The organism is Candidatus Sulfotelmatobacter sp., from assembly GCA_035498555.1.
Lineage (GTDB): Bacteria > Eisenbacteria > RBG-16-71-46 > RBG-16-71-46 > RBG-16-71-46 > DATKAB01.
The window spans coordinates 21,069-35,893 of the sequence record DATKAB010000003.1 but is presented as its reverse complement, the minus strand read 5'-3'; the positions used below and the strand labels follow the sequence as shown (position 1 = coordinate 35,893).

At 70.4% G+C, this 14,825-nt stretch carries 10 protein-coding genes; 4 read left to right on the top strand and 6 right to left on the bottom strand.

Annotated features, from left to right (window positions below; all coding sequences use genetic code 11):
* Positions 1-52 precede the first annotated feature (52 nt).
* Both VMJ70_00340 and VMJ70_00335 read right to left on the bottom strand, forming a co-directional pair.
* Positions 53-1,387 carry a hypothetical protein gene (locus VMJ70_00340; protein HTO89553.1) on the bottom strand — a complete coding sequence of 445 codons (1,335 nt, stop codon included), beginning with the start codon at positions 1,385-1,387 and terminating at the stop codon, positions 53-55.
* Positions 1,388-1,575: 188 nt separating this feature from the next.
* Positions 1,576-4,575, bottom strand: a complete 3,000-nt coding sequence (locus VMJ70_00335) for a peptidyl-prolyl cis-trans isomerase (GenBank protein ID HTO89552.1) — start codon at positions 4,573-4,575, stop codon at positions 1,576-1,578.
* Between the two features lie 68 nt (positions 4,576-4,643).
* Between VMJ70_00335 and VMJ70_00330 the strand changes: the two genes are divergently transcribed.
* Both VMJ70_00330 and VMJ70_00325 read left to right on the top strand, forming a co-directional pair.
* On the top strand, positions 4,644-5,417 hold the full coding sequence (locus VMJ70_00330) for a polyphenol oxidase family protein (GenBank protein HTO89551.1): 774 nt from the start codon (positions 4,644-4,646) through the stop codon (positions 5,415-5,417).
* A 47-nt stretch (positions 5,418-5,464) separates the two neighbouring features.
* A complete protein-coding gene (locus VMJ70_00325; GenBank protein HTO89550.1) occupies positions 5,465-6,124 on the top strand; it encodes a peptidylprolyl isomerase in 660 nt (219 codons plus the stop codon).
* 12 nt (positions 6,125-6,136) lie between these two features.
* Here the strand turns inward: VMJ70_00325 and VMJ70_00320 are convergent, their stop codons facing one another.
* The 4 genes from VMJ70_00320 to VMJ70_00305 are packed head-to-tail and all read right to left on the bottom strand — an operon-like array spanning position 6,137 to position 12,519.
* The gene (locus VMJ70_00320) at positions 6,137-6,562 is read right to left on the bottom strand and encodes a PPC domain-containing DNA-binding protein (GenBank protein HTO89549.1); all 426 of its coding nucleotides are present in this window, start codon (positions 6,560-6,562) and stop codon (positions 6,137-6,139) included.
* Positions 6,559-8,529, bottom strand: coding sequence for a DUF4910 domain-containing protein (locus VMJ70_00315; GenBank protein HTO89548.1), 1,971 nt, complete (start codon positions 8,527-8,529; stop codon positions 6,559-6,561). Before VMJ70_00315 ends, VMJ70_00320 begins: the two co-directional genes overlap by 4 nt.
* Before the next feature lie 43 nt (positions 8,530-8,572).
* Entirely contained in the window at positions 8,573-10,708 is a 2,136-nt protein-coding gene (locus VMJ70_00310) for a hypothetical protein (protein HTO89547.1), read from the bottom strand.
* The gene (locus VMJ70_00305; GenBank protein HTO89546.1) at positions 10,705-12,519 is read right to left on the bottom strand and encodes a SpoIVB peptidase S55 domain-containing protein; all 1,815 of its coding nucleotides are present in this window, start codon (positions 12,517-12,519) and stop codon (positions 10,705-10,707) included. Before VMJ70_00305 ends, VMJ70_00310 begins: the two co-directional genes overlap by 4 nt.
* 97 nt (positions 12,520-12,616) lie before the next feature.
* Here VMJ70_00305 and VMJ70_00300 point away from each other — a divergent pair, with 97 nt between their 5' ends.
* Positions 12,617-14,470, top strand: coding sequence for a bifunctional homocysteine S-methyltransferase/methylenetetrahydrofolate reductase (locus VMJ70_00300; GenBank protein HTO89545.1), 1,854 nt, complete (start codon positions 12,617-12,619; stop codon positions 14,468-14,470).
* The gene (locus tag VMJ70_00295) at positions 14,467-14,814 is read left to right on the top strand and encodes a phage holin family protein (protein HTO89544.1); all 348 of its coding nucleotides are present in this window, start codon (positions 14,467-14,469) and stop codon (positions 14,812-14,814) included. Before VMJ70_00300 ends, VMJ70_00295 begins: the two co-directional genes overlap by 4 nt.
* Positions 14,815-14,825 lie beyond the last annotated feature (11 nt).

Here is a 14,825-nt window from a genome sequence, read left to right as displayed (position 1 = left end):
GGCGCGGTCAAGAATCAACCCCGGCGGGATGCAGGCGGCGACGGGTGTCGCTCTAGCCGCGCGAGGGATCTCCGCCCACCAGCCAGCGCGTCACGGTAGAGAGGAACGCGTCGGCGTCCTCGCCCGCGGCGATCTCGATCACTTCGTTGCGGATCGGCGCCGGCGGCCCGGTGGCGCCCGCCTCGCGCCAGGCCTTTTCCCACAGTCCCAGCAGGCGGCGCCGCAGGTTGGCAAACGCGGCCAGCGTCCCCGCCGTGAGGAGGAGCACCTCGCTCGGTTGCGGCTGGCACAGCGAATCGGTGTCGCGGAGCTGCGCCGGCAGGCGCTCGGCCAGCAGCTTCAGGGCCTCGGGCAGGTCGGTGAAGATCAGGCGATGCACCGCGAACCGCAGGCCGTCCCGCCGGTGCCGTTCCACCGCCAGCTCGAGGCGATTGTGGAAGGCGGCCGCATCCAGCCATCCCGCGACCGGCTCGGGCACCATCGGGAAGGCTGGCGCCGCCAGCTCGCGATCCCGCTGATCCCAGGTGCTGCGCAGATCCTCGACCATCCGCAGCCACGAATTGACGCCACGATCGGGATCGATGGCGGCCGCGGCCAGCACTCCTCGATGCTGCGTGGTGCGGAACGGCCAGGCGCCCCAGATCTTCCCCTGCAGAGGCCCGTTGAGACGCGCCACCATCTGCGGCGTATTGAGCTCGCGGGCCACGTCCACCAGGCCGGAAAGCAGCGGGTCTTCGGGCCCCATGTGGACCACACGCTGCAGACCGTCGTTCCGGCCGGCGTGCAGCTCGGCGATGCTCGCGCCGGTATTGGCCATCAGGCCGCTCAGCGCGCGCTCGAGCGCCTGGCGGTCTTCCTGGGAGGGAAAATCGTCGAGGCTCACCACCGCCGGTGGGCGAATGCCGCTGGGCCGCACCGGCTGCGGTTCGGTTGGCGAATCGCCGGCCAGGTCGGGCAGGGCCTGCTCGACGATCGCTTCGAAATCCTCGCCGCCGAGCGCGGTCTCGAAGGCCGCGGCATGCAGCGCAAGCGGCGCCTGAATGGCGGGCGTCTGCGTGGGCGCGTCCTTGCCGTCGCCGAGGAAGCTCTCCGGAGACTGGCTGGGCGTGCCGAGCGCGAGCAGCAGGCTCTCGACCTGCGTGCGGCGCGGACTGCGCTCGCTGACCAGCGCCAGATCGAAGATCTCGCGGGTCAGGTCGGCGAGGTCCACGGTGCGCGGCAGGCCGCAGATTTCCGCGAGCCGGAGGCCCGCCTCATCGGAACGCGATCCGGCCACCAGCCGCACCGCCACCCGGGGCTGCTTGAGCAGCCTGGGCAGCAAGTCGGCGTCCTGCCAATCGAAGTCGATCAGGACCACGCGCCGCGTGGCGGATTCAGTTGAAATCAAGGCCATAGGGTCTTCCCCACCCGGGTATCGAGCAGGGACCATACCATCGGGTCGATTTCGCCCAACTCCGCATCAATTCGTGCACTCATCGGCTGAAGGCGGCTGGAATTGGGTCAGCGCGCCCGCTCTCCCGGCCGGCCGCCGTGCAGCCTGCACGGATCCCCCCGGCCCGGACCGCAATCCGCACGTCAATCGGTGGGCGAAGGCGGCGGCGGAAGCGGCGTGTCCCGGAGCACCGGATCCAGAATTTTCACCGGATAGCGCCTGCCCAGCTCCTCAAAGTACACGGAGAGCTTTCTCTCGAACGCCAGCCGCCGGTCGTTCTCGACCTGCCCGGCCAGGCGATCGGGAGGCGGGGACTTCCGTTTGGCGACCCGCAGGCGGACCGCCGCGGAAACCAGATCCAGCCACGGCGAGACCTGGCCCTCCTTGAGCACGGGCCCGCTGCGCCGTGTCCCGAACACCAGAGAATCCAGCTCGCTCGACTTGCCGAGATTGGCGATCGAGCCGCCGGCGGCCACATCGGTGAGGTGCTCGAGACCACCGGCGAGCGTACCGAGACTATCGAAAGACCAGCCCGACTTCATGAGTGAATCCAGCTCCGCCCGCTTCGCGTCGATCGCCCGGCGACCCGCCGCTTGGCGGTACGCTTCGATTGCGCTCAGGCGCGCGTCCATCCACTCCGGGCGGCGGCCGCTGGTCACGCTGTCCACCCAGGCCATGAACCAGCCGGACGAGCGTTCGTAGGCGCGGCCCGGCACGATCGAACCGGGCGGGGTCTGCTCGAGTCGTGAGTAGAACGCGACCATGTCCGGCGTACCCTGGTTCTCGCCGATGAGGTGTGAGGCCGGTTGGATGAGGAGGCCCGCTTTCTTCGCTCCCGCCCTGGCCTGGGCCACCGACCGGGTCGCCGCCGCCAGGCTGTCGAGGCGCCCCTTGGCGAGAGAATCGGCGAAATCGGCGGCCGCGTCCCAAGCGACGTTGGTATAGATGTACTGGAGCGGCTGCGCCACCACCGGATCGTGCTGGGTACACAGGATGATGTCGTAGCCGGCGTCGGTCCTCACCACGTCGCTCATCTCACCCGGTCGCAGCGTGAAGGCGGCCTTCTCGAAACTCTCGATCATGGTGCCGTGCCCGAACAGGCCGAGGTCGCCGCCCTTGTCGCGCGTGGCCACGTCGTCCGAGTACTTGCGCGCCAGTTCCTCGAAGTTCTCGCCCTTGCGGGCCCGATCCAGCAGCTGCTGCGCTTGCGCGCGGGCCGCCGAATCGGCGGCCGCACTGGTGCCGCTCGGTTTGATCAGGATGTGGCGGACGCGGATCTGCTCCGGCGCCGAGTACTTGTCGATGTGGCGTTCGCGATAGCGTTCCACCTGCTCCCGCGTGAGCTTCACGTCGGGCGGCGAAACCGTCGGAACCGAGACCATGGAATAGTGGATGCGGCGTCCGGTCGCGAACGCGTCCGGGTCGCGATCGTAGAGCTCGCGGGCGCCGGCTTCCTCACGGGCGCGAACCGCCGCGGCTCGCTCGCCGGCCAGTGCGGGGCGCGCCTGTTCGAACGGCGGCATGGCGTCGGGAACCTTCTCGTAGATTTGGAAGACGATCCAGCCTCGGCTCCACGGCAATTCGCCGGTGCGCAGGTCGAGCGCGCCTCGAGCCAGCGAATCTCCGAGCGTCGCTGCGGCCGCGCCGGTATCGGGCGGCCCGCCCTGGAACATCGGCCCCACCTCTCGCATCGCGGTCGCGGAGCGCTCGAGCGTCTTGTCGCGCTGGTCCTTCTGCCAGACCGCGAGCAGCCGGTCGGCTGAATTCTTCACCGCCGCGTCGCGTTGCTCCTGGATCCATCGCGCGCGGACTTCATCCTGCACCTCGGCCAGCGGCCGCACCTTGATCACCCCGGCCACGGCATCGAAGGACGAGAAGTCGGCCTGATGAGCGCGATACCAGCGGTCGAGCTCCGCCGGGCTCGGATTCGGCGGCGGGAGAGCGAACGCGTCGAAGGCCGCGTAGCGGATCTTCCAGCCGGTGGTACGCAGCGAATCACCCTTGCGCGCGTAGGCGGCGCGCAGCTCACGCTCTTCGCCGTGCAGCCGGGCATCGGTGCGAAGCTGATCGCGGATCTGGGGCGCCACCTTCGAAAGCGGCGCGACGCCGCCCGGCTGGGACTCGTCGACCCGGATCACGAGCCAGCCGGTCTGAGAGGACACCGGCGCCGCCACCAGCTGGCCGGCGCGAGTCGAGTAGAAGGCCGCGCGATCCCGGGCATCGCCGCCCCAGAAACCCGGGAAATTGTCACCGACCACCTCGGAACCGCGGCGGATGCTGCCGCAGGCTTTCTCGAGATCCTCGAACGAGACGCCCTTTCTGGCCGCGGCGAGCGCGCTGTCCGCGCGGGTGCGCATCCTCTCCTTCCAGGTCCGGCCGGCCGGGGAATCCAGCGCCACGCCGTCAGGCAGCGGCGGCTGATCGACCTGGAGCGCGGTGAATTTCGCCCGCGGCTCCTGCTGGTACTCCGAGGGGTGAGCGCGGTACCAGGCCACGATCTCGGTTTCACGAGGCTCGCGGATGTCGCCGCGGTACTCCCCGCGGCGGAGCGCCAACATATCGAGATCGGCACGCATCAGGCTGCGTTCGGCCCCGGCCTTGATGCTCGGATCGTTGCCCACGAACTGGCTCTCGAGCTGCTCGTTCAGCTTGCGCGCGGCCATCTCGAGCTTGATCTGGGCCAGGGCGCGATTGAAGTTGTCGACCTGCGTGGTCTTCACCACCTGATAGCGCTGCGCATCGAACTTGCCGCCGGGATTGAAGAACGCGTCCTGCTTGAGCTGGGCCTCGGCCTCGTCGTCGCTCACGGCGATGCCACGACGCTGCGCTTCGAGCACCAGCATTTCGCGACGGATCAGGCTCTCGAGGAGCTGGCGGCGCAAGGCCGGCTTGAGCTCGCTCGGCACGTCCTGACCGAGCCGCTGGCGGTAGTCGGTCGTGGCCTGCTGCTCGCGGGCCTCGAATTCCTGGCGCGAGATCGAACGGGGTCCGACCGTGGCGATCGCCGGGGACCCCGCCGGCGCCGACGGAGTCTTCGCCACCGGCGCCTTGCCGGCCTTGGGCGCCTGGGCCAGAGCCAGCATCGCGCTCATCGCCACCAGCAGCGCGCTCGCCGCCAGGCTTCGCCAATCGATCCGGACCATGCTCCCTTCCCTACCGGGGCCGGCTTGACGCCCGCGCCATCGGTTCTCTAGCTTGCTCAACTGCGCTCATGTGGACGTTCGAGACCGCTCCGCCGCTTCCGCTGTGGCACGCCCGTCCGGTTTCGCATCGCTCCCTGCTCGCCTCGACGACCCGGCGGGGCGGAGTGAGCGCGCCACCCTACCATGCCCTCAACCTCGGCCGCTCGACGGCGGACGATCCCGCCGCCGTGGCCGAGAATCGCCGCCGCGTGCTGGAGCGATTGGGTATCCCTGCCGAGCGGCTGGTGACGGCGGGCCAGGTGCACGGCGCGCGGGTGGTTCGCGTGAGCGAGCCCGGACACGTCCCCGAATGCGACGCGCTGGTCACCGCCGAGCCGGGTCTCGCGCTCGCCGTCACCACCGCCGACTGCATGCCGTTGCTCTACTCCGCGCCCCGGGCGGTGGCGGCGGCGCACTCGGGCTGGCGCGGCACCGCCGAGGGCATGCCGGTCGCCGCACTCGAGGCGATTCGCTCGCTCGCCGGTTGCCCGGCTTCCGAGATTCGCGTCTTTCTCGGCCCCTGCATCCGGGTCTGCTGCTATGAAGTGGGCGCCGAGGTCGCCGGTCGCTTTCCCGAGGCTGCAGTCCGGCGCGAGTTCGCGCGGCCGCGACTCGATCTGCCGCGCGCGGCGGCAATCCAGCTCTTCGCCGCCGGACTTCCTGAATCCGCGCTCGTCGACTGTGGGGCCTGTACGTCGTGCCAGCCGGACTGGTATTTCTCCCATCGACGGGATGGCGCTCCTGCCGGACGTCAGTGGGGCGTCGCGATCCTGGAGAGGGAGTCCCCGAGGGCGACGCGGTGAGCCCGATGTGAACGGACGGAAGAGCATGCCTCAATCCCGGAGCGAGCGTGTCTAGGGCCTGTCAGATCGACGTGGGGCATCGAGGCGCGGCGCGTCATTTCCTGCGCGCCACCGGCTCGGCCCTGCTCGCGGCGCTCGCCCTGACCGGGGCGAAGGCGGTCCCGGGGCCGGCTGTCGCGAACCTGGTGGTGTTGCGGACCCGCGAGGGCGAGATCCGGATTCGCCTTCACCCCCGCGAGGCACCGATCGCCTGCGCCAATTTCCGCCGGTTGGTGCAGGCCGGCTTCTACGACCACACCTATTTCCATCGCGCGCTTCCGGCGTTCGTGATCCAGGGTGGCGATCCCAACACCGCGCGCAACGCGGATCCCGCCGACGATGGACTGGGCGGCGCCGGCTACCGCCTCCCGGCCGAGGCCGGAGGTCCGGCGGTGAGGGGCTCGGTGGCGATGGCGCGGCTTCCCGACGCGCTCAACCCGTCGCATGAGAACGACGGCTGTCAGTTCTACATCGTGCTGCGTCGCCAGCCGAGCCTCGACGCCACCGGCGGCACGGTGTTCGGCGACGTGATCGCCGGCATGGACGTGGTCGAGAGGATCGCGGCGCTCGCCTACCAGAAGGACGTTCTGCAGGCGGCGGCGGGCGCCAATCCGCAGGACCGCGCGCGTATCGTGCGCGCGTCGCTCGAGCCGGTGGCCGCGCGCTGAGACCGGGCGCGGCTAGCCGGACGGCTCGATCGGGTTGAAGCCCAGATCCGGGCGCGCCAGCCGCCGCAGGGCTTCGGGATCGGTGACGATGGCGACTTCGCAGGTGACCGTCACCACGCCCCGGAACAGGTGTCCGGTGTGCGCCACCATGTCCTCGCCCGCGATCACGGCGTGACAGTGTGGAATCGCCTGGCCATCGAGTTCGCTGAAGTTCCCGGTGAGCGAGCCGATCTCGTGCTCGCCTTCGAATCGTCGCGTGACGTACTGGCGAGTGTCGCGCACGAAGAAGCCGAGCTCGGTCTCACCCACCGCGCCGAGTCCCGAGATCAGCCCGGCGCGAACACCCTGCTCCTTCGCGAACTTCCTGAGCGTCTCGACGATTTCCTCGCCGGGGTCGATGCGCAGGATCCAGCCGAAGCGCGTCGCCTGGGCCTTCACGCGCGTCGCTCCGCAACGCGCGCGGCCGGCTCGGACTCCTCCAGCTCCGAAAGCCCCAGCTTCCCGGTGAGGCGAAAGAAGCGTTCGAGGCTCCGGCTTCCGACCTCCGATCCCAGGGCCTCCACCTCGGCTCCGCTGTCGAGCCGCACCAGCAACGCGATCGTCTCGAGCGAGCGCGCGCCATCGCAGGCGCTCCACGCCAGCTCCAGCGAGGGCGTCCCGCCGGGAATGCCGGCCATCAGCGCCCGCAACTCCTCCCGTTCCTCGGGGTCGAGACGTGAATACCCGGGCCACAGGTGGGCCTGGAAGTCGAGCGGCGCCTGGAGCCGGCGGCGCGGCGTGCGAGCGGCCGCGTTCGAGTCCCCGCTCGTCGCCCGTTCGAACTCTTCGCGTCCGAGGGAGCCCGCGAGCGAGTCCGCTTCGCGCCGCCAGGCCGCCAGCGCCGGAGCGAGCCGCTCAGCCGGTATCCCGAGCAGCGCCAGACTCCGCATCGCGCGCTCGCTCCGCACCCGCTCGCGGGCGGCGGCGGCCGCCGGCCGCTCCGCATCCACCGCGGAGAGCAGCCGCCGGCGCGCGCCGCGCTCCACGGCGCCGGCCAGCCATTCGATCTCGCGCTCGGCCGCCGAAGCGAGGAACCCGGCGTAGGTCGCGGCGCAGCGCACCGCCAGCGCCAGCGAGCCAGGATCGGAGCGATCCGGCGTGTCGTGAGAAGAGTGATAGAAGCGATCGGGCCATTGGATCAGCATCGGGCAGGGAATGTCCCGCGCCGGATCGTTCAACACCACGTGATCGCTGCCACCCGAGTAGGGAACTTCGGCGAGCCGCGTCATCGCGTAGCGCCCGGGGGATGCGAACCCGGCGACCCGGTCGAGCGCGTCGTCGCGAATGCGCACCAGCAATTCCTCGGCGAACGATGCCGAGAAGATCGGCGGGTGCTCGACCAGCAACGTGCTGCCGCACTGCGACTGATCCTCTCCCACCATGTCGAGATTGAGCCCGGCGATGATCCGCGGGGCGCCCTCCCCGCGGGCCCCGAACCAGGCGTGGGTCCCGGTCAGCTCCGGCATCCACAGGAATCGGACCGCCCGCGGGCCCGGCCGCCAGCGTCCGGCGCGCTCGAGGGCCCGGAGCGTGCGCGCGGTCTCGAAGGCCGCGGCCACGCCGGAGCCGTTGTCGTTGGCGCTCGGCTCGGGATGACAGAGATGCGCGAGCACCAGAAGCTCGTCGGCCCCGGCCGGACCGAGCCGCGCGGAGAGGAGCGGAATTCGTCCCGCGAAGTCCCGCGAGTCGATGTGCACGTCGAGCTCGGGCGTGCCGCCCTCCCGCAGCCGGGCGCGCAGCCGATCTCCGGTCTCGGGAGTCACCACGAAGCCCCAGCCCCGCGGCTCGTCCTCGCTCCACCAGAACGAGGTGTAGTTGAGCGCGTCTCGTTCGTCTTCGCGCGTGCGCACCGGCGGCGCGAGGCGACGGGTGTCGGTGAGGATCCCGGCCGCGCCGCGCTCCACCACCGCCAGACGATGGACGCGATGCACCGCGCCGCTCGCCAGCACCACCGCGCCGCGCACGTCATGGTGGCGGTAGTGTTCCGCATCGACACCTTCGCCGACGTCCACGATCGGGAAGACGCCGCGCGCCGGGCTGCTGCGCAGCACCAGCGACAGCCGGTGGGCATCGTAGTCGCAGAGCAGGCGGGAGTCGCCCCCGTCGACGAGCCGCGCCCGGGCTCGCGTGCACTCCCAGCCGCGCGGCATCAGCACCCCCGAGAAGCGCGTGACCCCGTCGCCGGGCGCTTCCAGGCGCTCGGGCTCGAGCCCGGCCGCGCTCAGTGCCGATTCGAGCCAGGCGGCGGCCTGATCGTAGCCAGGGCTCGACTGCACGCGATGAAAACGGCTCACCGCGCGAACCGTCTCGAGCGCGCGCTCGCCCGAGGCCTCCTCGCGCACCGCGCTCAGCAGCTCGCGATACATGGGTTCAGGCTCGAGAACGATCGGGCCGCGTGCTCACGGCGGGCTACTTCCCGGCCGGGACCGTGACGCGCATCGCCCGGACCACCGGATTGCCGCCGGCGTCCACCGCCCGCACGCTGAGCGTGTGCAGCCCGGGCTTCACCTCGGGCCACCGCGACGAGAACCGGAGGCGGCGTGCATCGGCCATGCCGCCTTCGGGGGTCACCACCCGCCAGTCATCGTCGTCCAGAGAGGCCTCGACGCGCGTCAGCACGCTCGCATCGTCTTCGGCCTCGCCCTCGAAGCGGACGCCGTCCCGGTCGGGTCGAGCCTCGAGCCGCGTGATGCGGGGCGGCGTGTTGTCGATCAGGAACGGAGCGCTCACCGCCGTGCCCGTCGCCTCTTCACCGATCGCGTTTCCGGGCGCGTCGCTGGCGGTCACCCGGATTCGGTAGCGACCGTCGGGCAAGCCGCGCGTATCCCAGGTGAACGAGCTACTGGTGAGGTCCTTCCCCAGCTCGATCCAATCGCTGGTGCCTTCGGCGCGCATCTCGACGCGATACGTGAGCGGATCGCCATTGGGATCGGTGCCATGCCACTGCAGCGTGCGCAGTCCCTGAGCCCACATGGGCAGGTCGCGAAGCGCCTTCGGAGTGCTGCCCGGCGCCATCGAGTACTCCACCTTCTGACCGCCGGGGAGATTCTGGGTGACCGATTCCAGGTGCGGCGACATCTCGCCTTCGCGAAAGCCGACCCCCTGCGGCGCCACCACCAGGTCTTCGATCCTCGGCGCCAGATTCCGTTCGCGCCACGAGGCCTCGATCGAGGACACGCGTGTCTTCGGGTCGTCGAGCACCAGCTTCCACTGCAGATAGCGGGCCGGCGGCGCCTCGATCGCGATCCCGTCGGCATCGGCCTTGCCGCCCTTCCAGGCGGACCAGGTGGTGTCGGGCGGGTCGCAGTTGCCGCTCCGCGCCTCGAGCCGAGCCGTGCCGCCCGCGTCGCCGAGCCAGCGGATGCGGCCGAAGGCGGCGATTCGGCGCGCGTCCAAGGTCGGCGAGATCAGCTCGCCGCGGCTCGCCCGACCCGGTCCCAGCCGCCACAACGCGCCGGGGTTCGAGGTCGCGGCCAGCACCCCGCCGTCCGGCTCCACCACCAGCGCCGTCACCTGGCCCTGCGGGAGCGCCGCGAGCTGAGTGGCCGCGCCGAGGCGGTCGAGCCGATAGAGTCCGGCGCGATTGCCGGTCGCCGCGACCACCCCGTCGCGCGTGCGCGCCAGCGCGAACACGAACGGCTGAGTCGACGTCCACCAGCTGACGATGCTGCTGTCGGGCACGATCCGATAGACCGAGCTCCGCGCGTTGGCCACCGCCGACTTCGCCGGAGTCGGTCGATCGGTCTCGCCGTCGCTCTCGACCGCCGAGCCCGTGAGCGCTGCGGCGTACAACGCGCCGTCGGCGCCGATCGTGAGCCCGCGCACTTCGTCCTCGGACGCATCCATCACGGTGCGCACCGTGCCGTCGGCCGCGGCGTGGAAGATGCGGCCTTTCGAGTCGCCGCCCGCGTAGACGCCCCCCTTGCCGTCGGAGACGATCGACACCAGATTGCTCTCGTCACTGTCGAGCACCACGTCCACCCTGGAGCCCGAGACCTTGAGCAGCTTGCCTCGCGTGCCGGTGGCCGCGAACCACTCGCCACGCCCCGACGGCGCCAGGCCCCACACATAACGTTCGCCGGTGCGGACGATGCGCGCGGTGTCACCCTTCAACGAGACGCGGAAGATCGAGCCGTCGGGCCCGGTGCCCGCCACCAGGCCATCGGGCGTCGCCGCGAGCGACAGCACCTGGGAGTTGCCGAGGCGCACCCAGGAGCGGATTCCGTCCTTCTCGGTCCAGCGATCGATGCGCCCGCGATCGCCGGCGATCGCCACCGAGCCATCGCTGAGTCGCGCCAGCGCCCACACCACCGTCAGGCTGTCGGCTCGCCATTCCCGCAGCGCGTCACCGAGTGACATCACGCCGTCCGGATCCACCAGTACGCCACGCGCCTCGCTCTTGGCGAGATCGGCGGCGCTGTCCACCACCCACCACTGGGTCTCGGCGGCAGGCGAGGGCCGCGCTGCCGCCAGCAGCAGGATCGCGGAGAGGAGCGCGAGGAACCGAGCGAGGGCACGGCGCGGGATGGCGAGTGCTTGGATCACGGGGCCTTTCGATCCACCTGAACGGTGAGGAGAAGTTGACCGCGCAGCTGTCCCGTCACCGGAACGCGCTGCTCCTGAAGCGTGGTGAGATCGCCGCGCCGCACCAGGTCCCCGGCCGACTCGTCGCTCGACAGCAGCGCGAGCGCCGAAATCGGGAGCTCGGGGTAGTCCACCCCGTGACGCGTCACTTCGGGCGCCGCGGCGAGCAACGCGACGTAGAGCGCGCCGGTGTTGCGCAGGTCGCCGAATCGGCGCCAGGCGTCGTTCAGCGAATTCGGCCGGTAGCGCGCCGGCAGATGCTGCGCCTCGTACCGGCTCAACTCGGCGCCGCCGCCCACCACCAGCGTGTAGCCGCCGTCGGGCGCCTCCTCGGGCACCCGCACCGGGATGTCGGTGCTCTTCACCTCGCCGCGCCAGGATTCCAGCTCGCAGCGCAGATGCGCGGCCGTGCCGGGGCGCACCGCGTTCTCGAGCAGTCGCGCGCTGCGCAAAGTCCACAGGCTCCGGCCGAGCGTCGAGGTCAGGCGCAGGCGGACGCTGTCGAGCACACAACGCTCGTACGGGTTGTTGAGCAGGAAGCGAAGCGGAGAGCCCACGCCGATGGCCAGATCCGCGATCGGGTTCTCCCCCGCCGTCACGTCGGTCATGTGCAGCGGGCGAACACCCTTGCGATAGAGATCGAGATCCCATTGCAGGGTCTGCCCCGAGCCGCTCCCGCCGGACTCGAGCATGCTGTTGATCGCGGCCGCAGTGACGAGCTGCGGCGCCAGCGAGCGATCCTCGATGCTGCGGAAGCGGAAGCGCTGCTCGGTTCGGCCGGACGCCGACACGTCCACCGCGATCGGCATGAGGCGCGCGCGTCCGCCCAGCTCGCCGGCCACGGCGGTGCGGCGATCCTGCGTCGCCACTCCGACCTCGACACCGCGCGTGCCGAGCTTGAACGAGCTCTCCTGGTTGGCGACGATGGTGGTGATGACGGCGGTCGAGAGCGGCAGCCGGATCTCGCCGGCGCCGAAGAAGGGATGGCCGAACAACAGCACGTGATTGCCGTCGCGATAGGTCACCGTGCCGATCGCCGAAAGCTGCAGATCGCCGAGCAACACGTCCACCGCCACCGCCGAGCCGGGCTCGAGCGTCAGCGGCGTCGACCCGGCGGCGGTGGCTCCACCGCCCGGCACCAGACGCAGTCCCGCCTCGCGGAACAGGGGTTCGAGCGTGGCGTAGGCCTCGGGGCGAAGTCCGCCCCCGAGGAGCGGCAGCGCGAGATGCTCGGGACGCGCCGAGGGCGGCGGCGCCGGCGCCGGCGGCTCCTCGTCCTGCCAGCGGAACGGCCCGAAGCTGAAATCGCGCGCGGTCGAGGGCGCCTCCAGCCCGCCCGGTCCGGCGCTGCCATCCACGTCGGCGCGCACCGGCTGGTCGAGCACGCGCAGCATCTCGCCGATCGGGGTGATGCCGAACAATGGATCCTTGGAGAACGACCAGCCCGAGGACAGCGCGCCGATCAGCTGCCCGCCCACGTAAACCGGCGAGCCGCTCATCCCCTGCGCGACGCCGCTATGAATCACCCGCTCGGAAGTGGCCCGCGCGAGGATCAGGTCGCCTTCGGCGCGCCCGCCGGGAAGCACGCCGACGATCTCGGCCGAGAAGGTGTCCACCGCGCTGCCCTGGAAGACGGTGCGCACCACCGCCTGATCGCCGGGATGCAGGCGATCGACGGGCAGCGTCGGGACCGAAGATGCGAACGCCGCCGCGGGGCCGGCCGACAACACCGCCATCAGCCCTGCGACGGCCGCGAGAAACCGTACGCTCATGGATCGCGCACTATAGCAGCGCGCCGAGCCGGTCCCAAGCGCGAGGGGGCCGAGCGGCTTGCCGCACGGCGCGCGACGACCGTAGATTGCTCGGTCGATGCCCGCACCTTTCCTCGAACGATTGAGCCGGGGCCCGCTGATCGCCGACGGCGCGATGGGAACGCTGCTCCACGAACGTGGCGTCCCGTTCGAGCAGTCGTTCGACGAGCTCAATCTCTCGCGGCCGACGCTGGTCGAGGCGGTCCACCGGGATTATCTGGCCGCCGGCGCTGAAGTGATCGAGACCAACACCTTCGGCGCCAACGAGGCGCGCCTCGCCGCGCACGGCCTCGAGGACAAGGTCCGCGTGATCGCCCGCCAGGGTGTCAAGATCGCTCGCACGGCGCGCGAGATCGTCGGTGTCAATGCCTTCGTGCTGGGCTCGATGGGCCCGCTCGGCAAGCCGCTGGCGCCGTTCGGCAGCATCACGGTGGCCGACGCCGAACGGATGTTCCAGGCCGCCGCCGAAGGGCTGCTCGAGGGGGGCTGCGACGGCTTTCTGCTCGAGACGTTCCAGGATCTGAACGAGATCCTCGCGGCCCTGCGCGCGGTTCGTCGCGTGTCGCTCGACCTGCCGATCGTGGCGCAGATGACCTACGGCCAGGATGGCAAGACGCTCTACGGCCATAACCCGACGCTGGCGGTGCGCGCCCTGAAGCAGGCGGGCGCCGACGTGGTGGGCGTCAATTGCGGCGTCGGGCCCCAGGCGACGCTGGAAGTGCTCGAGCAGGTGCGAGCGGCGGCCGGGGATACGCCGATGTCGGCGATGCCGAACGCCGGTCTTCCGCAGTTCGTGGACGGTCGCTTCCTCTATCTCGCGAGCCCCTCCTACTTCGCCGAGTTCGCGGCGCGCGCGGTGGCGCTCGGCGTCCGATTGGTCGGCGGGTGCTGCGGCACCACTCCCGCCCACATTCGCGCCATGAAGGAGCGCCTGGCCTCGGAGCGGCCCGCCGAGTCGCTGGCGCCGGGCGCCGACGTGCGCGTGCTCGAGAGCGCGCCGGCGCCGGTCGAGCCACCGGCCGAGAGCGAGCTGCCCTCGTTCCTCCGGAAGCTGCGCGAGAAGTTCGTGGTGAGCGTCGAAGTGGATCCGCCGCGCGGCATCAACACCCAGAAGGTGATGGCCGGCGCCGAGCTGCTGGTGAAGCACGGCGTGGACGCCATCAACATCGCCGACTCCCCGATGGCGCGCATTCGGATGAGCGCGATGGCGCTCGCCTATCAGATCCACACCCATTTCCCGCGGGTCGAGATCATTCTGCACTTCACCTGCCGCGACCGGAATCTGATGGGCCTGCAGAGCGACTTGCTGGGGGCCCATGCGCTGGGGTTGCGGAACATCCTGTGCCTGACGGGGGATCCCCCGAGCCTCGGCGACTACCCGAACGCCACCGCGGTCTACGACACCGATGCCGTCGGCCTGATGAAGATCGTGCACCAGATGAACGACGGCACCGACCAGGCCGGCACCTCGATCGGCGGCGTGACCCGATTCGCGGTCGGCTGTGGCGTGAATCCGACCGCCGAGGATCTGGAGGGCGAGTTCGAACGCGTGCGTCGCAAGCTCGACGCCGGCCCGCGCTTCATCATGACGCAGCCGGTCTACGAGCTGGACTGCTGGAAGCGCTTCGTGGATCGGCTGAGCGACATCACCGACATTCCGATCCTGATCGGCATCTTGCCGCTGCAGTCGTTCCGGCACGCCGAGTTCCTGCACAACGAGGTGCCGGGCATTTCGGTTCCCGATTGGATTCGCCGCCGCATGCACGAGGCCGGCGGCGAAGGGCAGAAGGTCGGCGTCGAGCTGGCCCGCGAGCTGTTGGCCCAGTGCCGCAGTCTCGCCAGCGGCGCCTACCTCATGCCCTCGTTCGGTCGCTACGAGAATTGCCTCGAGGTGCTGGAGGGCCTGCGATGAACACTCTGCTCTATTTCGTGGTGATCGCCGCCTGCATGATGGGGCTGTCGCACATCCTGCCTGGATTCCATGTCAACGGCTGGTGGCCGGCGGTACTGGCCTCGTTGATCCTTGGCCTGCTCAACGCGGTGCTGAAGCCGATCCTGTTCGTGCTCACGCTACCGATCACGATCGTGACGCTGGGGCTGTTCTTGTTCGTGTTGAACGCGATCATGCTCTGGCTCACCAGCAAGCTGGTTCCCGGGTTCCACATCAGCGGGTTCGGCACCACCTTCATCGCCTCGCTCATCCTGGCCGCGGTGGGAATGATTTGGAAGTCCATCACCCGGCCCGCCCGCGTCTGAGCAGAGGCGGC